We start from the raw sequence: 17,704 nt of genomic DNA, 5'->3' as shown, positions 1-17,704 counted from the left end.
CGGTCAAATTGGGTGGGGTTTCAGGATGAGTTCGCGTATCCCTACGCTTGCGCATCAAGGTCAAATGCGGTCATGACACTCATGAGCGATTGGATGAGGGTAAGAAATTGAAAGAAAAGAAGAACACTCGGAACTCCCCCCGCAGAATTCTCGAGATTGTTGAAGCCATTTGCCTCAATCCAGAAGCTGCAACAGCCGCTCGCCTGTCTCAAACCCTCGAGATCCCGGCGCCAACCATCTACCGTTGGCTTGATGCACTGAGCGAAGAGCGCTTTATCGCCCCAACCGCGTCAGGACATTACGTTCCTGGCGAGAGATTTAGAGATCTGATTCTCAACAGCCTGCAGTATGAGCCCAGCGTCACCGAGCGGCGTTCGATCCTGCGGGATCTGTCAGAGCAACTGAATGAAACTGTAAGCCTGTCCATACCTCACGGCACCAAGCTGATTTACTTTGACCGCCTGGAGTCCCATTGGCCCTTCCAGGTCAATCTGAAGGTTGGAGCGCCCTTGCCGTTACACTGCTGTGCCTCCGGCAAGGTGTATCTGTCGACAATGAAGCCAAAAGCTGCATTGGGGATTTTTGACAGAATTCAAGAAAAGAAATCAGCTCGAAACACGATCACAAGCACCTCTGCCTTTGAAGAGGAGCTGGAGCGTGTCCGCCAAGCGGGTTACGCGATCGACCGGGGGGAGTGGTTTGATGATATGGTAGGCGCTGCAGTACCCATCTACGGCAATTCAGGCTCCCTGATTGCATGCCTGTCGACCCATGCGCTTACAACTCGGAAATCCATTGCTGTTCTAGAACAGGAAGTTCAGCTCATGCAGGTCGCCGCAGACAAACTAAAAGCCTGCCTCATGGAAGGTTGAACAGCTTCGGGTTTCCGCAGCATCGAACAAGCCCTTGTCTGCGGGCCTGCGCCATGCCCGCCATCGAATAGACCGGGAACCGGGGCATGACCTTGCCCCTTATTCAGTCCGGACAACCCTTGCGGATGAACGCGGAAATCTATCGGCCTAGCCCCTGCAAAAACGGAAGGATTACCTGATCCACCCCGTCTGTTTTTGCAGGCCGGCCAATCGGTTACCCATTCACAACAAAACCACCAGCCTGATGGGCCCAGAATTGCGAATACCTGCCGCCATTTCCGATCAGTACTTCGTGGTTGCCTTCTTCGATCACCTGCCCTTTTTCTATCACTAGAATCCGGTCCATTTCATTGATCGTTGACAGCCTGTGGGCAATGGCCAGCACGGTTTTTCCGTCCATCGCGCGCTGCAAGGCGGATTGTATGGAGGCCTCCAGCTCTGAATCCAATGCAGATGTCGCCTCATCAAGCACAAGAATTGGCGCATCCTTTAGGATCGCTCTGGCCAGGGCAATGCGCTGACGCTGCCCGCCCGACAATTTGACACCGCGCTCTCCTAGATGTGCGTCATATCCTGTCCGCCCCTGCCCGTCCTGCAAGCTGAGAATGAATTCATGGGCTTCGGCCTTTTTTGCCGCCGTAATCATTTCGTCCTCTGAAGCAGAGGGCCGCCCATACATAATGTTCTCTCTGGCAGAGCGATTGAACATGGCGGTCTCTTGCGTGACCATGGCGATCTTTTCTCGCAGGGAACTTTGGGTCACCTGGGACGTATTCTGACCATCGATCCGGATTGCGCCGCTCTCCTGCTCATAGAGCCGCAACAAAAGAGCCACCAAAGTGGATTTCCCTGCCCCGGATGACCCCACGATCCCAAGTTTTTCTCCGGGCTGAATAGTCAGGCTGATGTCCTTAATCCCGCCCTTTTCATTGCCATAGGCAAAGCCCACATTGTCGAACTCGATACGGCCTGCAGGAACAGTCAACGGCTGAGCCCCGGGCGCGTCTTCTATGCGCTGCGAATGCGTCAGTGTCTTCATGCCGTTTTCAGCCTCTCCAATACTCGAATATATCGACATCAAAGAATTGCTGAGCCGGCCGGTCATCTGGGCGATGCGCGCTGAAACCACGCCAACCGCAACGATATCTCCCTGGGTGGCTGCACCGCTCTGCCAGAGAAACAGTGTTTGGCCAAGCATCAAAACCGGCAGCACGCCGGCCAGACACATGAGGAAAAACCGGAAGCTTGCTGAAAGATTGCCGAAGTGAAGCGATTTATTCCGGAATAAAACCAATGCCTGCTTTGCGGCGTGATCTTCGATTTCCGCATGCGCAAACAGCTTCACCGTTTTAATGTTCGTCAACGTATCGACAATCTGGCCAGAGACCATCGCCCGTGCGCCCGCCCGGCTCCCGGCTCGCGCCCGGATACGTGGCAGGAACCAGCGGATCAAGGCGATGTAACCAGCCAGCCAGACAAGAAAGAGAGCGGAAATCCGCCAATCGATCCCCCCAAGCAGCACCAAGGCCCCCAGCATTGATGCGAAAGAGAAAGCGACAACATTGATGATTTCCGTGACGACAGAGGACACAGCCGATGCAGTTTGCATCTGTTTTTGTGCGATTCTGCCCGCGAAATCGTCGTCAAAAAATGAAACGGACTGCCCCAACGACCATTGATGCAGCCTGGTCATGATCAACGGGCTGAGGTTCGGCTGAAGAACAACCGCATTGGACACCGCCAGCATTCCCAGCAATGCAGGCCGCACGGCAAGAAAAAAGAGCAAGGCGAGCGCAATAACACCAGCATTCTCTGCGCTGAAAAAGACCGGCGAGGCCGCGTTTGACACCGTGTCAAGCAGCAGGCCCATAATATAGGCTGTGCCGACCTCCATCATTCCGGCCAGAACGGAGAAAACCGATGCAAACATGAGTGCAGGCCAAGTTCCGCTCAGACACCAGAGTAGAAACGCCCCTAGTCTTTGGGGCGGCGGCGCATTTGCCGGGCGGAAGGCATCAATCAGATTTCCAAAGGTCATTCACGAACCCAATGCAATACAGGCCTGGCAAAAGGATCTGCCAGACCAAAGTAAGAGTATCATCGGCTGAAATTCCGCAGGTTTGGCAACCCTTCGCATTTGCCGCCAAACCTGTTTTCCGGGATATATTTCGGACCGAATTTGCAGTTTCACATCTCAGTGGTCACAGACGCACGGAATAGCTCATCCCGGACTGCCCGAAACTGATAATGGATGTGACATAGGCCTCCTGGCGATCTTGCAAAGCATCGAGCAGAACATGCCCTTCGTCTTTTGCAACCGGGATATTGTCGGCAATAATCACGGACCCCGGACGAAGACGCGGCTCAAGCAGGTCCAAAACGGGCACATACAGATTTGCAGCGCCATCCAGAAAGAGAAAATCAATCTCTGGTCCCTCACCGGCCAGGGTTTCCAGCGCATCCCCGACCCTGATATCAGCTTCCAACCCAGCCGCTGCCAAATTGGACAGGGCACGGTCAGCTTTTTCGGGGTGGAATTCTGAACCGGTCACCCGACCTCCCGTTTCGGCAGCTGCAGCAGCAAGATAGAGAGTAGAGATGCCGAAAGAGGTTCCGAACTCAACAATCTCCTTGGCGCCTTTTGCCAGGATTTGCCCGTACATAAACCGCCCTTCTGCGGGACCGATGGACAGATAATTCGTCCGGTGAAAGTCAGATATGCGAAAGTCCATTTTCTGCGGGTTCATGCCCGCAGGACGTCCGCTTGCTTCCCAAGCTGCACGCCGGTTTTTCTTTTGTTCCAAAGATGCAGCATGCTCTCGTTCAAGCACTGCTGACAGTTTTGCATCGTTCAGTTTGACCATTGTTTTTCCTATCTCCGCTGCCCAATCAACACAGTCACAGACCAGCACACTGGCTGGCCTGTGATCCAGTCCGAAATCTCGCTGACCTCAACCGTTCCGGTTCCAATAGGCCCGCACATAGGCGTCTTGCGGATCCTTTCCCTGAGCCCGGAAGAACTCTCTCATCCGCATCGCATCCTGGCGCTCGGCGGCAAACCACAGGAAGTGATCAGGCGCTGCGCTGCATTGCTCTTTTGCGAATTCAGAAAGATGCTTGTCTTTGCCGCGTGTGATCCAATTGATCGAAATGCCTTCTGGCGCAACGATGGGATAACCGCAGTCCGCGCCGTTCTCTGCTTCCAGAGTCACAGTGCCCTCAGCGCCGGCAGGGAGTTTGTCGAGGATATGGGCGATAGCCGGAAAGGCCGTCTCATCCCCGAACATCAAAACCTTATCGTTATCCAGCAGACCGCCGCCGTTGCTGCCGCGTCCGATCATTGCCATGCGGTCACCGGGTTGCAGTTGCTTGATCCATTTTGAGATCCGTCCGCTTTCATGCAGGAAGACGTCGAAATCCATTTCACCGGCTTCAGGATAAAGCGTCCGGGATGTATACACCGGGCGGTGAAAAGCCTTATCGCCTTTCGGCCACACTGCATTTCCGTTTTCATTGACATATGGCCACTCAGGGGCATTGCCGGTCTCCGGCGGCAAAGCAATGCCGAAATGAATGCTGGTCTCGTCGATGAAGGACAGATTTGGCACCTGCAACCGGACCCGCACAAAGGCAGAGCCAAGAGGCTCCACAGACAGAACTCTGGTCAACTGAAGATTGGGCGGCAGTGCGCCAACATCGGAGGCGTTGGCCCATTGCAGTTCCTGAAATGTATCTGGCTGCAATTCTTTCAGGATCTTCCCGATAGTGCCTTTCAGCTTGAACAGTTTGTCGGGCCGGTCAGAGGCTGCGGTAAGGACAATCGCGTCCTTCTGTTCCTTGAGATACATGTAACCGCTTTTCATACGCACCGAGAGGCCATGCTCCGGCGTGTGTGTCACTTTGTGGTGCGGTTTTTTTGCCCGTTCCTCAAAGCTTTCGCGCAGGAAGCTCATATTCACACCGCAAATGGTTGCATGGTCGGTGAGTTCGTGGGGGACCTGATTTGTCATAGCTATCTCATGTTTTGTTCAGCGCCGTCATCAGACGGAGGTGCGGGTTTGCTAGGTCTTCATGCGGGCAAAAATCCAAATCTCTGCCGCTACGGTTGGTTTATTCAGGGGCCTGTGTACGTCATCGGGTCAGTACAACGGGGCATTCACGGACAGGATGTTTCAAAACGCAGACATCCTGCTGATAAACGGTCGAGATGTTATCTTCCGTCAGCACATCCCAAGGGGCACCTGTCGAGACAAGGCGTCCGTTCTGCATCAAGGCAACCTGATCCGAATAGGCAGCCGCCAAATTCAGATCGTGCAGAACTGCAATAACAGTTGCTCCTGCGCAGGCCTGTTCACGCGCGGATTGCAGAACGCGCTCCTGGTGACGCAAATCCAATGCCGCAATCGGCTCATCCAGCAGCAGCACCTTTGTCTCCTGCGCCAAGACCCGGGAATACGTCGCGCGCGCTTTTTCGCCCCCGGACAGGGTTTGTGCATTCCGGCCAGCCAGGTGCTGAATCTCGGTTTTATCCATCGCCCAGGAAATGACGGCATCATCCTCTTCTGGGGGCAAGTCGCGAAAAGCACGAGACATCGCGACAATCTCCTTTACCGGATAGTTGAAACGGATCTCGGAGCCTTGGGGGAAAATCGCCCGTTCCTGGGCAAACTCCCGAATGGACAGTTTCGCAATCGACCTGCCATTCAGCCAGATTTCACCCTGCTCCACATTTCGCTCGCCCGCTATCAGGGAAAGCAAACTGGACTTCCCGGCGCCATTGGGACCAACAAGCGCTGTCACGGTCCCAGGATGACAGGTCAGATTGACATCCTCAACCAGCGTCTTCCCGCCGATTTCGAGGCTTACAGAGTCGATTTTAATCATTGCTTTTCATCGCCCTTTCCCGCGCTGGATCATCCACAAGAAGAAAGGACCACCTAATGCCCCCATCAGAACTCCGATTGGCACTTCCCCAGGAGGATCCAGGGTACGGGCGGCAATATCTGCAAGCATCAGCAGCAGCGCGCCACCCAATGCGGACAAGGGCAGCAGATAGCGATGCATGGGGCCGATCGTCAGCCGGACAATATGCGGAACAATCAAGCCAATGAAACCAATGGTGCCGCTGAACGAAACCGCCGATGCAACCAGCAATGCAGTGATCACAACCAGCCAGCGCCGAAGAGAGATCACATCAACCCCCAGGTGACGGGCCTGACGTTCCCCCAGTGCAAGAAGGTCCAGCTGCTTTGCCCAGATCTGCAGGAACAAGAGCCCGACGACAGCTGGCACAATTGTGATGCCCACAGTCAGCCAACGCGCCGAGGACAGCGAGCCCATTGACCAGAAGGTCATCGACATCAGCTGGTCCGTTGTGGCGAGGTAGGTCATCAGACCGCTGATCGCCCCGCAGATCGAGTTGATTGCGATCCCGACCAGCAAAAGCCGGGAGCTGTCCGCGCCGTCGCCATCGGGCCGCGAAAAGGCATAGATCACCATTGTGGTGATCACCCCGGCGACAAAGGCGCCAAATGGCAGCGTCCAGACACCCAAAGAGGAAATCCCCAACACAATAACCAGGATTGCCCCTAGCGACGCGCCGGATGAGACACCGATAATGCCGGGGTCTGCCAATGGGTTACCAAAAAGCCCCTGCATGGCGGCGCCACAGGCAGCCAGGGAGGCGCCGATGATAACAGCCGTCACAGCACGTGCCAGACGCAGATCCCACACCACCGCCGCATTAAGCTCTTCGATCTCATTCAGTTCAGCGCCTGTCAGACGCGACGCCAAAGCCGAGAGCACTTCTGCCATGGACAGGTTCAACGGCCCCATGCCAATCGACAGAAGAAAGGTGAAGAGCAGCGCAGCAACTGCCAGTACTGCTGCAGGAACCTTGAATGACGTGCGCCTGCGCGACAGGTCCAGAGAAAGTTCTTTTGCCATCACGGAAACATTTTCTGAAGAGCGTCAAAGAGCGCGGTGGTTGCAATGCCGCTTGAGGCGGCATCCGCCCGAACATGCATGTTCCGCATCAGCACAATCCTTTGGTGCTTGCCTGCAGGTGTGTAGGTCAGACCTGGAAAATCAGACCACAAGGTCTCCAGATCGCCCACAGTATCGAGTTCGACCGAGGCAAACAGGATCGCATCAGGGCGCATCTGAATGATGCCTTCCTGGGTGGCACGACGATAACGGTTGAGCCCAATTGCAGCTGCAGGGTTTTCTGCGCCCACCCGCCTGATCAGATTGTCGACCGGTGTTTCCATTCCGCCAACACTAAAGTTGCCACCGGATCCATAACGGGAAACATGGATGAGTTTGCGCGCCGCGCCCTCTTCCAGCTTGCTTGCAACCGCCTCGTAATCCGACAGGATCATCGTGCTCAGCTTTTCACCTTGCTCTTCCATGCCCAGCACCGAGGCAAGGTGCATCACTTTCTCATTTGCAGGATTGCTTTGGTCAATCAGCATCGTTTTGACGCCCAATTGCTCTAACTGCTCCCGCAGCCGGTTGTACCTGGGGTTTGAGGCGATAACGACGGCCGGCCGCATGGCCATAATGCCCTCAACACCGGGGCGTTCCTTAAAGACATGAGGAATGGTGTCAGGCACCTCCAGGTCGCCGACCCGTGGGCGGGCAACAATCCGGTCGAATGCCCCCAGCGCGCCAGCGATTTCCAACAAGTCCAGATCCAGCAGGACAATGTCACGCTTGGCTTCTGTATTCTGCGCCAGGTCCGTACTCCCCGAAACATCCGGGTAAGCCGGTATGCCCGAGATATCAATCGTTTCGGAATTTGCGATCGACCCGGCAACAACCAAAACAGAAGCCAATAACGTTCTCATACAGGTTTTCATGATTTTGTCCTCAGGTGACTGCCAGCCACCGTTTAACAGTGGCTGGTAACATGTGCGTTTTTGTCAGAACGATGTGGTCAGCCCGACGAACAGCCGGCGCCCGTCAAGGGTCGTTCCGTCAACGGACTGCAAAACTTCCCGATCGAACACATTGTAAACTGTTGCGTTCAATCGCGCGGCATCTGTCACTTGGTAGCTCACACCCAGATCAACCAAGGTGCGGGCCGGGCTTACCGCCGGATCCAGCAACTGCGATGTTGCTTCACTGCGATACGTGAGGCTGCTCCAAACATTTGTTCTTTCGTTTGGCGCCCAGCCAAGGCGCAGGTTGAAAAGATGATCCGGCACTTCGTTAAAGGAATTGCCCGCATTTTCTCCCGTCAGATATTCGCTATCCGAATAGGTATAGTTTGCACGGACATCAAAATTCCCCAACGGGATATCAAGCGTTGCCTCAATCCCCTGCAGCTCGGCTTTGTCAACATTCACATATTGGCGAATAAAGTCTCTTGTTTGGCCATTAAAGGAGCAAGAGGCCGGAGTGCCGACAGGCGTTTCGCAGATAACTTCCTGATCAATTTTATTGTCAAACTTTGTGTGGAAGGCGGTCACGCTCGCCTGCCAGCCCGCGGCACTTTGATAGGCAACCCCAACTTCGAAAGTGTCTGTTTCTTCCGGTTGCAGATTGGTGTTTCCGATATCCCAAGCGGCGCCGCGCGCAGCCTGTTCGACAATGTTGTCATCTGCCTGCTTCAGCTCCGGGGTCAGGAAGCCTGCACTGTACCCCCCTCGCAGCGTTACCGCGTCATTGAGACGATACACAGCATAGAGGCGCGGGGTGACCGTGCTGCCGTAGTTCTCGTTCTCATCAAAGCGCAATCCGGCCGTGAGCGTCAGATCCGGAGTGATTTCCCAATCATCTTCTGCAAAGACACCAAATTGCCACCGCGTCAGGTCAGTATTGATCGACCCAATGAAACGGGCCCGCTCATGGCTGGTCGCTTCATACCTGTAATCGAACCCGAATGTTGTCTTGTGGTCCTGCCAGCCGACCGTGGTTTTGCTGTTCAGGATCGTCACATCATAGCTGGAGAGATACGCCGGCTGCAAAGCCGCAACAGCTGGATCCAAAGCGCCATTGTCAATATCAACGCGCTCGTGGGACAGGTAGCTGACCGTTTCAGCCCCGTTGTCCCATTTAAACGTATGGGTCAGCGCGCCATACGTCCGCTCTGTATCCACATAGCTGTTCGTGCGGCTGCTGGTCACAGACGTAAGCTCGTAATCCAAATCCGAACGGCCGATTTCGAACGCCAGGTCCTGGCGGTCTGACATAATCCAGTTCAATCTTGCGCCATGAGTGTTCAGTTTCCCCTCGGGGAAACCACCAACATAGCGGTCCTCGGCACGCTCGGTTGTGTCACCGAACAAAGAAAGATTCAGCCGTCCCGCAATCAAAGGCCCTGTCAGATAATATTGCAGTGTCTTTTCATCGCTGCTCTGGCTGTTTTCCTGAAGCGTGTATCCAAGTGTCACTTCACCGGTCCACACATCCGATGTTTTCTTGGTGATGACATTCACAACGCCGCCCATTGCGGAGGTCCCATAAAGAGAAGACATGGGGCCGCGGATCACTTCGACCCGTTCGATCATCGCATTGGGAGGCAAGAACGTGGTCCGCTGACCCGCGCCCCATCCGTTATAGTAAGCACTCTGAGAAGCGCCCAGGGGCTTACCATCCACCAGCAGAGCAACGTAATCTTCGCTCAAGCCCCGGATGGTTATATCCCCACCTAGCAGCTTGCCCTCCTGCTGAATGGAGACACCAACGGAATCTCCGATCAAATCTACGATGGAATCGCCTGGACGGCTTTCAATTTCAGAACGATCAATCACTGTAACCGATGCAGGCGCATCAGAGAGAAGCTGTTCAAAACCAGTCGCCGTAACGAGAATCGGCTCAAGCTGAAGCACTTCCCCGGAGCCGGTCTCATTGGCGTTGCCAAACCCGTTGCCATCAGAAGTCTCCGCCAGAACCAGCGTCGGGAAATGCAAGACGATACTTGCAATTGGAATTAGCGCGTGCCGTGAAGTAAAGAGAGTCATTATGTCTGTCCGCCAGCCTAGCAGTATCTTGAATGCTGCAGTCGCGGTTGCGACGGCTTAACACTCAGTTTCTTTTCATGGCTTGCAAACGCGGTGACGGTGGCTAGCTTTTCGAGGTGCCGTGAGCAGCGCACCCGGAGTTCGATCCAAATCAAGTGTTTTAGTCAGGTTTCCTAGGTCGGATCGACTAACGGCAAAAAAACGCCGGCGAACGACACCCCTTGTAAACCTCAAGTCTTTCGCACTGACGATGATCGTTGGTGACGGAGAACTTCTACTAGCAGCTAAATTCCCAGCTGGTCTGAACGGATCATTGTCTGGCCCGGCTTGTTCCGCATCTGCATGCCAACGCCCATATCATCAGCCACATGCTTGCGCGTCAGACCACGCATCAGTGCAATACGCACCGCACCCTAGCGGAAATCATCCAACCATTTCAGCCCTATAGACGGTCTTCTTTGTTGCGGTAGATGCAAAACAAAACACCGGCATCAGACGGCGGCAAGCCCCGAATAAAGCATGCGCCGCTGTTTCACGGCTCTTGCCCCCGCCGCGCGCCTTGCAGCACACAGCGGAAATTCACCTCAACCGAAGGGGGCTTGCACGTCTTGCGGCGGCTATCTTTGATCCCCAGATCAGCCGCCGGTCTGCCGGGCCCGGCTTTCGTCTCTTCCTCACGCCCAGATGGATCAGACAGGCTGGAAACCTTACGCCCAGCAGCTCCCGATCAGGCCCGCAGGTGCTGTTGCCAGACATGCTCTACCTGGCAAACTGGTTCGCCCGTTCGTAGGACTGACGCAGGTGTAACCGCTGCCAGGGTGGCGGCGCAGATCAGATGACGCTTTTAATCGCTCAGGCAGCCCCGCCCAGCAGAAAATCCTGAACCACGCTGAAAATCGGGGATCTGGCAAAAGCCGGGGCGGTCTTTGCAACGAGTCTGGCTGGCAGATCAAGACTGCCAGAAAAGGGCCGCACCAATTCGCCGTTGTCCAGCAGCGGCTGCACCAATGCCTCATGCGCGATCAGCACGCCGCCGCCGTGACGGGCCTCTTCCAAGGCCACGGAGAACAGCGAATGCACAGTGCCGGCGCGGGCAATACCATCGGCATCCGGCTGGGCGCTCAACCACATGTCCCAGTCCTTGGCCCAGGCGCCATCGTGAAGCAGCGTTTCCTTGTTCAGATCTGCAAGCCCGGTTAGGCGGGCTGCGATCTCCGGGGCGCAGACCGGGAAAATCCTGTCGCGGGCGACTTCCATTTCATTGGCGCCCAGTTGATCTGCCCCATAGAACAACGTCAGGTCAAAAGGTTCGCGGGTCAGATTTGGCGGCGTTTCCATCGCCACCACGGAAACAGAGATTTCCGGTGCCGCCCTGCGCAACTGCCCCAGTCGCGGCGGCAGCCACAGCTGAGCAATGGACGGCAGCGCTGCCACTTTTACCTTGCGTGGCGCCGCCTTGGCGCGCAACGCCTGTACCGCCATTCCAAGCTGATCGAAGGCCGATGTGAACCCGGGCAGCAGCTCCTCGGCAAGCGGTGTCAAAACGACACCGCGGGCGTTGCGAACAAACAGCGGAGCTTCGGCCCAGGCCTCCAGTGATTTGATATGCTGGGTGACGGCGCCGGGCGTTACCGCCAACTCATCGGCGGCTGCGGTGAAACTGCCCAGCCGGGCTGCCGCCTCGAAAGCGCGCAGGGCATTCAAATGCGGCCCTTTGGGCCGTGCCGGAGCAAGGGACATGAGTTTTAGCCTTAGTTTTTCTAAGGTAAAATAATAGCAATACTGATTTGCTGTAAACAGGTCAAAACCCGCATTCTTTGGGCAGTTTTACATGTGATGCGGAGGAGCCCTCATGTCGCAGCATTTCACCCAATCCGTCGCCGCCACCGACCCGCTGGTGGCCGAAGCCCTGGCCAACGAGAAATCTCGTCAACAGGACCAGATCGAGCTTATTGCCTCGGAAAACATCGTCAGCCGCGCAGTGCTGGACGCGCTTGGCCACGAGATGACCAACAAGACGCTGGAAGGCTACCCGGGCAACCGCTTCCATGGTGGCGGCCGCTTTGTCGATGTTGTGGAAGACGCCGCTATTGATCGCGCCAAGCAGCTGTTCGGCTGTGACTACGCCAATGTGCAGCCGCATTCCGGCAGCCAGGCCAACCTGGCCGTGTTCTTCCTGCTGCTCAAGCCCGGCGACAAGGTGCTGTCCCTGGATCTGGCCGCCGGCGGCCACCTGAGCCATGGCCTGAAAGCCAACCTCTCGGGCCGCTGGTTCGAACCGCACCACTATGGTGTCGATGCCGACAGCGAAGTGATCGATTATGACGCGCTGGAACAGCAGGCCGAAGAGATCCAGCCCAAGCTGATCATCACCGGCGGCTCCGCCTATCCGCGTGAGATTGATTTTGAGCGCATGGGTAAAATCGCCAAGAAGGTTGGCGCCTGGTTCCACGTCGATATGGCTCATATCGCCGGTCTGGTGGCTGCGGGCGAACATCCCTCCCCGTTCCCGCATGCAGATATCGTCACCTGCACCACCACCAAGACCCTGCGCGGTCCTCGCGGCGGGCTGATCCTCACCAACAACGAAGACTGGTTCAAAAAGCTGCAGTCGGCAGTGTTCCCAGGTGTTCAGGGTTCGATCCACAGCCAGGTGCTGGCGGCCAAGGCTGTCTGCCTGGGCGAAGCGCAGACGGATGAATTCAAGGCCTATGCGGCTCAGGTGAAGGCCAACGCAGCCACGCTTGCAGCCACCCTTCAGAAACGCGGCCTGCGGATCGTCTCAGGCGGCACCGACACGCATTTGGCATTGGTTGACCTCAGCCCCAAGGGGATCACCGGCAAACGCGCCGAGACCGTTCTGGAGCGCGCGAACATCACCGCCAACAAGAATGCCATCCCAAATGACAGCCCGCGGCCGCCAGAGTGGGTTGGCCTGCGTCTGGGCGCTGGTGCCGCAACCACACGCGGCATGAAAGAAGCCGAGTTCGAGGCGTTGGGTGAAATGATCGCGGACCTGGTGGAAGCAGAAGCGGCCGGGGATACAGATGCCGCCGTCGCACGCTGTGCCGCACAAGTGGCAGAGCTTTGCGCCGCTTTCCCAGTCTACCGCGACTGACCTGACGCACTCCCCAGCAGGCAGTCTATCGCCTGCTGACCAGGCCCCGCCGCGCTGCTATGCACGGCGGGGCTTTTTCATGCCGCAGACACCATGCCTGCCCACGTTTTTCGGGAAAGATGCGCCCCCAAACGGCACATTTCTGTCTGCAACCCAAGGGAACGAGGGCATCGATAAAATCCTGCAGCGCCACCGTGGCGAAATGGTGCAGCAGTAGGCAGACAGGGACACAGCGGCGGTTTCGGCGCGTCAGCATGACGCGACCGGCCACGGATGCTGCTGTCACCGGCCAAAGGACGGCTCGAGCTGGCGCAGTCGGTCTAGGGGCCAGCCAGCGTCAGAACTCATATGTGATGTGGACTATTGGCGGGAGCCAGATGTCGGGAAACGAGGATCAGAGCTTTCTGCCCAAAGGCCGCCTTTTGATGGCAAGAAACCAGCAGGGCCGGTTCAGCCGGCAGCGCCGGTATAGCGCAACTTGCGGGCTTGGGACGGCATTTGCCCGTACCGCTCCCGGTACCAATGCGAGAAATTGGACTTGGAGGCAAAGCCACTGGCCACACAAACCTCCAGTATGGGAAGGTCGGTCTGGTACAAAAGCTGATGTGCGTGCTCAAGCCGGATGTTGCGGTAAACTGCCATTGGCGTTTCACCGAATTTTCTGCGGAAACTGCGCTCCAACTGACGTGGTGAAACTGCCAGCGCCGCCGCCAGCCTGCGGCCCGGAATCGGGCTTTCAATGTTCTCCTGCATCATCTCCAGCCCGCGCAAAAGCAGCGCGCTGCCTTCGGCCTGGCGCATGTATTTGCTCTTTTCAGAGTGGGAGCGCGCGCATGCGTCCAGAGTGAGCCCGACATCAGCGGCAACGGATTGCGCGACAAAGGCGCCCAGGTCTTCGGCGACCATGGCCAGGATCATATGCATCGCAGCAATGCCGCCAAACGCACTATGGACATGACCGTCCCGCCAGATCGGTCCGGGATCTGAACAGATGGCAAATCGGCTCTCCCGCGCGGCAAACTCAAGCCGGGGATGGACGGTCACTTCACGCTGTTTCAACCCGGGCACATCCTGCAGCAGGAAAACCGCGCCACCAACCAGTCCGATACGATGAAAGCACGGCAGTTTGCTGCGCAACGGTCCTCTGATTTCTTCGGATGCCTGCCAACGCTCGCGACTTTGCCCGAACAGGATCAGTGTCTGGTTCCGGCCGCCACTGCTGACCCCGCGCAGCGGCTCAAGCCCGGAAACAGTTTCAAAACGATAGTAGTCCTTCCCAACCAGCTCATTTGCACTGTCAAGCAATTCGGTACAGGCGCCAATGGCGGAATTGGAATTGCAGGACTGCACCAGAATTGAAACATTGTGCTGACCGATGGAAACTGAGCTGTCAGAGGGATCACAGACGGCTTGATCATACATTCGGATTCTCCAGCAAAAAATGGGCGGGAATTGGTTGATTTTCGCTGCCACGCGGGCGCGGAGCAAACCAGAATTTCTGCTAACTTGACTTAGAAAAAATGAACCAGACGAACCGGTGCTGTTGATTGTCACTGAGATCTGACCCGGTATCCCCATAAACTGTCACTGAGCATTGCCCCATGTGATCACATTGCCCTGACAGTTTGGTCAGGGAGACATGGAGTGATCGACATGGGATTTTTGCGTGTCATTGGACGTTGGGCATTACGTGACAAAATGCCGATTAGGCTCCAGACTCATTGATTTTCGGTGGGTGGCGTGATTCACGGTTCGAAAATAGAGCGGAGAACATGTCAGATCTTTTCTGGCTTTCAGATGCGCTGATGGCGCGTCTTGAGCGCTTCTTCCCGACGTCCCATGGCAAGCCGCGCGTCGATGATTGGCGTGTGCTGAGTGGGATTATCTTTATCAATCGCAATGGCTTACGGTGGCGTGATGCGCCTGCAGCCTATGGCCCGCACAAGACGCTCTACAATCTCTGGAAGCGGTTGAGCGACAAGGGGGTTTTCGTCCGATTGATGGGGGGCTGGCTGCTGAGCACGGCGAACAGAATACCGTCAAGATCGCCTCGACCTATTTCAAGGCCCACCGAACAGCGATCAGCATGGGCGTCAAGTGAGGAGGATTAGGAATTGATCCAGTGGACCAATTGCCCGAGGAACGGAGGCGTGGACGCCTGATCCCTTGCCCGACAGAGCATTGCGCAGCGATATCCCGAGAGGGGACGTACCAAAGTCGGCATGGGCCCCAAATAATTCCCACCTCGCGGAGAGCCTTTGGGTTCGATTTGATGGCTTTACGCGGCCAGTTTGTCCATCGTTCTTTTCTCAGAAAATTCTCTGGGCGTCAGGTTGCCGAGCGCCGAATGTGGTCTGTGGGTGTTGTAGTTCTCCTGCCATTCTTCCAGCGTAGCACGGGCTTCGGCCAGTGAGCTAAACAGTGTTTCGTTCAGGCATGCGTCGCGGAGCTTGCCATTAAAGCTTTCGATGAATGCGTACTGGGTTAGCTTGCCTGGAGCGAGATAAGGCCAGTAGACGCCGGTTTCCTGCACCCATCTGAGCACCGCTAAACTGGTAGATTCGGTTCCATAGCACGTCGGGAAGATTAGCCGCTGAGAGGTTATGGCCACGCGCGCAGCCCTCAAATCGCGCAGCGGGTGGCCATAACCGGGTCTCGGGTCTCAACAGTGGTTTTGCGTAAACCACACCGCTGAGGAGACCGGCTATGACCGCCACCTATTCTACTGCGCCGACCTTACTGGTCGCCATCGACATTTCCAAACACCGCCACGAAGTTCTGATCGGTGCTCCCGGCAAGAAGCGCCGCCGCCGCATGACCATCACCAATACTCTGGATGACTTCGGGCGTTTGGTGGCGGCTCTTTCCGGTTACGGCCTGCCGGTTAGGATCGGGTTCGAAGCAACCGGCAACTATCATCGGGCACTGGCGCATCATCTCGGCCAGGCGGGGTTCGAGCTGAAGCTCGTGTCCTCCGTGGGCTTGGCCCGGACGCGGGAGGCCCTGCACAACAGTTGGGACAAGAACGACCCGAAGGACGCCCAGGTCATCCTTCACATGCTGGAGATCGGGGCCGTGCAGTTCTTCCACGATCCGCTGGCCACCGGAACCGCTGACATTCAGGAACTGTCAAAGACCCATGAAATCGTTTCGCGGTCGAAGACCGAACTCTGGCATCGCATCCTGACCCATTACCTGCCTCTGTATTTTCCCGAAGCCGAGCGGTTTCACAGAAGCTCCCGGACGGTTGGTTCCTGGCGTTTCTCGAGAAGTACCCGTCGCCACACATGATCTCGGCCATGAGCCGGCAGGCTTTCATCGCCGATGCCTGGCAAGTCGTCGGCCGCAAGGTTTCCAAAGAACGCCTGCTTTCAGAGATTTACACGACTGCTGCGGGTTCAGTCGGGCTTCCAGTCCGCCCGGATTCCGACGCCGTGCGTATGTTCCGCCTCGTTCTCGCCGAAGGCCGCAGCCTGATCCGGCAGCGCGATGAGATTGAGGCCCGATCCGTCGAGCTCCTGTCCGATCTGCCTGACTATCAGCTGCTGACGACCATCCCCGGTATCGGCCCGATCAACGCAATGACCATCCTGGCTGAAGCAGGTGATCTGCGCCGTTTCCGGCATCACCGCCAGTTCCTTAAGTTCTGCGGCATGGATCTCGCCACCGTGCAGTCCGGATTGTTCCGCGGACAAAGCAAGATCTCCAAGTATGGCAATGCCCGGCTCCGGCGCAGGCTCCGGCGCAGGCTCTGGATGGCGGGTCAGACCGCCGCGTCAAAGAAGACCAACAGCTTCCGCGACAAGTTCGAGCGTTACATCTCCAAGGACCGTAACCGGCGTCAGCGCCCCACGTTGTAGCGCCTATCCGGTGCTGCGAGATCTTGCACAACTCATAGTGGGGAGTGCGTTTCGCAATGTGCGCTACAAATTCGTTTCTCAAATCGTTGGGCGTCGAGATCTACGCGTCGGGTCACCGGCGGTGGCCGGATGAAGCCAAGGCCCAGGCAGTGGCGGATACGCTCGAACCGGGCGCGACTGTGAATGGCGTGGCGGCGCGGTATGGAGTCTTACCAAACCAGCTGTCGGCTTGGCGCCGGCTGGCGAAGCAGGGGAAGCTGATATTGCCAGCGGCGGAGCTGGACGAACCGGTCTTCGCCCCGCTGGTGGTCTGCGATGTTCCGGAGGAACAGCCGGCGCCGGACATTGCCGCTTCAGCAGAGGTGATCCGGATCGTTTCGGGCGAAGTCAGGATCGAGCTGGCGCCCGGCACGCCCGCGACCCGGATTGCCGAGATCGTGCATGCGCTCGGGACCCCGCCATGCTGATGCCCTCGCAGGGCCTCCGGATACTGGTGGCGACAAAGCCGGTGGATTTCCGCAAAGGCCATGACGGCCTAGCGGCGCTCGTGCAGTCAGCGCTGGCGGAAGATCCGTTCACGGGCACGGTCTTCGTGTTCCGCACCAAACGGGCGGACAGGATGAAGATCCTGTTCTGGGAGTTTGCGCCGGCCTGCGTGAAACGCAGCAAACTGTCCGGGGGACAGTTTGAGGCAAGAACGGGCGGAGCCCAGCGGGCTTGTGATGGCTTACAAGCGGCTGGAGGAGAACAGCTTCACCTGGCCCGCCATCCGCGACGGGGCGATGACGCTGAACCGCGCCCAGTTCGAGGCGCTGTTTGCCGGGCTGGACTGGCGGCGGGTGCGGTCCCTGGAGGCGCGCCGCCCGGCTGTGGCAGAGTGACTCGGGC

The 17,704-nt window shown here is 57.0% G+C and carries 13 protein-coding genes and 4 pseudogenes; 7 read left to right on the top strand and 10 right to left on the bottom strand.

The window, feature by feature from the left end:
* Positions 1–47: 47 nt before the first annotated feature.
* Positions 48–872: an IclR family transcriptional regulator gene (locus ACP151_RS16815; protein WP_424980050.1), complete on the top strand. Its 825-nt coding sequence runs from the start codon at positions 48–50 to the stop codon at positions 870–872.
* A gap of 214 nt (positions 873–1,086) precedes the next feature.
* Here ACP151_RS16815 and ACP151_RS16810 read toward each other — a convergent pair whose 3' ends face one another.
* The 8 genes from ACP151_RS16810 to ACP151_RS16775 form a co-directional block, all read right to left on the bottom strand.
* A complete protein-coding gene (locus ACP151_RS16810; protein WP_424980049.1) occupies positions 1,087–2,910 on the bottom strand; it encodes an ABC transporter ATP-binding protein in 1,824 nt (607 codons plus the stop codon).
* Between the two features lie 163 nt (positions 2,911–3,073).
* A complete protein-coding gene (locus ACP151_RS16805; protein WP_424980048.1) occupies positions 3,074–3,736 on the bottom strand; it encodes an O-methyltransferase in 663 nt (220 codons plus the stop codon).
* 87 nt (positions 3,737–3,823) lie between these two features.
* Positions 3,824–4,882 (bottom strand): siderophore-interacting protein, encoded by a 1,059-nt coding sequence (locus ACP151_RS16800; RefSeq protein WP_424980047.1) that lies wholly within the window; start codon positions 4,880–4,882, stop codon positions 3,824–3,826.
* A 121-nt stretch (positions 4,883–5,003) separates the two neighbouring features.
* Positions 5,004–5,756 carry a heme ABC transporter ATP-binding protein gene (locus tag ACP151_RS16795; protein WP_424980046.1) on the bottom strand — a complete coding sequence of 251 codons (753 nt, stop codon included), beginning with the start codon at positions 5,754–5,756 and terminating at the stop codon, positions 5,004–5,006.
* Between the two features lie 6 nt (positions 5,757–5,762).
* The gene (locus ACP151_RS16790; RefSeq protein ID WP_424980045.1) at positions 5,763–6,818 is read right to left on the bottom strand and encodes a FecCD family ABC transporter permease; all 1,056 of its coding nucleotides are present in this window, start codon (positions 6,816–6,818) and stop codon (positions 5,763–5,765) included.
* Complete coding sequence (locus tag ACP151_RS16785; protein WP_424980044.1) at positions 6,818–7,720, bottom strand: ABC transporter substrate-binding protein; 903 nt, start codon at positions 7,718–7,720, stop codon at positions 6,818–6,820. Before ACP151_RS16785 ends, ACP151_RS16790 begins: the two co-directional genes overlap by 1 nt.
* A gap of 75 nt (positions 7,721–7,795) precedes the next feature.
* Positions 7,796–9,838 carry a TonB-dependent receptor domain-containing protein gene (locus ACP151_RS16780; protein ID WP_424980043.1) on the bottom strand — a complete coding sequence of 681 codons (2,043 nt, stop codon included), beginning with the start codon at positions 9,836–9,838 and terminating at the stop codon, positions 7,796–7,798.
* A gap of 852 nt (positions 9,839–10,690) precedes the next feature.
* A complete protein-coding gene (locus ACP151_RS16775) occupies positions 10,691–11,578 on the bottom strand; it encodes a LysR family transcriptional regulator (RefSeq protein WP_424980042.1) in 888 nt (295 codons plus the stop codon).
* Positions 11,579–11,690: 112 nt separating this feature from the next.
* Here ACP151_RS16775 and glyA point away from each other — a divergent pair, with 112 nt between their 5' ends.
* Positions 11,691–12,956 carry a serine hydroxymethyltransferase gene (glyA, locus tag ACP151_RS16770; protein WP_424980041.1) on the top strand — a complete coding sequence of 422 codons (1,266 nt, stop codon included), beginning with the start codon at positions 11,691–11,693 and terminating at the stop codon, positions 12,954–12,956.
* 450 nt (positions 12,957–13,406) lie between these two features.
* Here glyA and ACP151_RS16765 read toward each other — a convergent pair whose 3' ends face one another.
* Positions 13,407–14,378 carry a GlxA family transcriptional regulator gene (locus ACP151_RS16765; protein ID WP_424980040.1) on the bottom strand — a complete coding sequence of 324 codons (972 nt, stop codon included), beginning with the start codon at positions 14,376–14,378 and terminating at the stop codon, positions 13,407–13,409.
* A 350-nt stretch (positions 14,379–14,728) separates the two neighbouring features.
* Between ACP151_RS16765 and ACP151_RS16760 the strand changes: the two are divergent.
* A pseudogene (locus ACP151_RS16760) lies at positions 14,729–15,054 on the top strand (transposase); the annotation flags it as partial.
* 210 nt (positions 15,055–15,264) lie between these two features.
* On the opposite strand, the pseudogene ACP151_RS16755 reads toward ACP151_RS16760, so the two are convergent.
* Positions 15,265–15,525 (bottom strand): annotated as a pseudogene (locus tag ACP151_RS16755) (integrase core domain-containing protein); the annotation flags it as partial.
* A gap of 137 nt (positions 15,526–15,662) precedes the next feature.
* Between ACP151_RS16755 and ACP151_RS16750 the strand changes: the two are divergent.
* The 4 genes and pseudogenes from ACP151_RS16750 to tnpB (ACP151_RS16735) all read left to right on the top strand — a co-directional run.
* Positions 15,663–16,792, top strand: a pseudogene (locus tag ACP151_RS16750) (IS110 family transposase); the annotation flags it as partial.
* Positions 16,793–16,872: 80 nt separating this feature from the next.
* Entirely contained in the window at positions 16,873–17,283 is a 411-nt protein-coding gene (gene tnpA, locus ACP151_RS16745) for an IS66-like element accessory protein TnpA (RefSeq protein ID WP_424980039.1), read from the top strand.
* Positions 17,277–17,504, top strand: a pseudogene (gene tnpB, locus ACP151_RS16740) (IS66 family insertion sequence element accessory protein TnpB); the annotation flags it as partial. The gene tnpA and the pseudogene tnpB (ACP151_RS16740), both read left to right, overlap by 7 nt.
* A 34-nt stretch (positions 17,505–17,538) precedes the next feature.
* The gene (gene tnpB, locus ACP151_RS16735) at positions 17,539–17,697 is read left to right on the top strand and encodes an IS66 family insertion sequence element accessory protein TnpB (protein WP_424980038.1); all 159 of its coding nucleotides are present in this window, start codon (positions 17,539–17,541) and stop codon (positions 17,695–17,697) included.
* Positions 17,698–17,704 lie beyond the last annotated feature (7 nt).

The organism is Leisingera sp. S232, from assembly GCF_049800895.1.
Lineage (GTDB): Bacteria > Pseudomonadota > Alphaproteobacteria > Rhodobacterales > Rhodobacteraceae > Leisingera.
Note: the sequence above shows the minus strand (reverse complement) of the source record. Positions and strands in the feature narration are given on the sequence as shown.

What these genes read in the sequence shown, in the direction of transcription:
- ACP151_RS16810 (WP_424980049.1), bottom strand. Translation starts at nt 2,910, where the DNA reads ATGACCTTTGGAAATCTGATTGATGCCTTCCGCCCGGCAAATGCGCCG.
- ACP151_RS16805 (WP_424980048.1), bottom strand. Translation starts at nt 3,736, where the DNA reads ATGGTCAAACTGAACGATGCAAAACTGTCAGCAGTGCTTGAACGAGAG.
- ACP151_RS16800 (WP_424980047.1), bottom strand. Translation starts at nt 4,882, where the DNA reads ATGACAAATCAGGTCCCCCACGAACTCACCGACCATGCAACCATTTGC.
- ACP151_RS16795 (WP_424980046.1), bottom strand. Translation starts at nt 5,756, where the DNA reads ATGATTAAAATCGACTCTGTAAGCCTCGAAATCGGCGGGAAGACGCTG.
- ACP151_RS16790 (WP_424980045.1), bottom strand. Translation starts at nt 6,818, where the DNA reads ATGGCAAAAGAACTTTCTCTGGACCTGTCGCGCAGGCGCACGTCATTC.
- ACP151_RS16785 (WP_424980044.1), bottom strand. Translation starts at nt 7,720, where the DNA reads ATGAGAACGTTATTGGCTTCTGTTTTGGTTGTTGCCGGGTCGATCGCA.
- ACP151_RS16780 (WP_424980043.1), bottom strand. Translation starts at nt 9,838, where the DNA reads ATGACTCTCTTTACTTCACGGCACGCGCTAATTCCAATTGCAAGTATC.
- ACP151_RS16775 (WP_424980042.1), bottom strand. Translation starts at nt 11,578, where the DNA reads ATGTCCCTTGCTCCGGCACGGCCCAAAGGGCCGCATTTGAATGCCCTG.
- glyA (WP_424980041.1), top strand. Translation starts at nt 11,691, where the DNA reads ATGTCGCAGCATTTCACCCAATCCGTCGCCGCCACCGACCCGCTGGTG.
- ACP151_RS16765 (WP_424980040.1), bottom strand. Translation starts at nt 14,378, where the DNA reads ATGTATGATCAAGCCGTCTGTGATCCCTCTGACAGCTCAGTTTCCATC.
- tnpA (WP_424980039.1), top strand. Translation starts at nt 16,873, where the DNA reads ATGTGCGCTACAAATTCGTTTCTCAAATCGTTGGGCGTCGAGATCTAC.
- tnpB (WP_424980038.1), top strand. Translation starts at nt 17,539, where the DNA reads ATGGCTTACAAGCGGCTGGAGGAGAACAGCTTCACCTGGCCCGCCATC.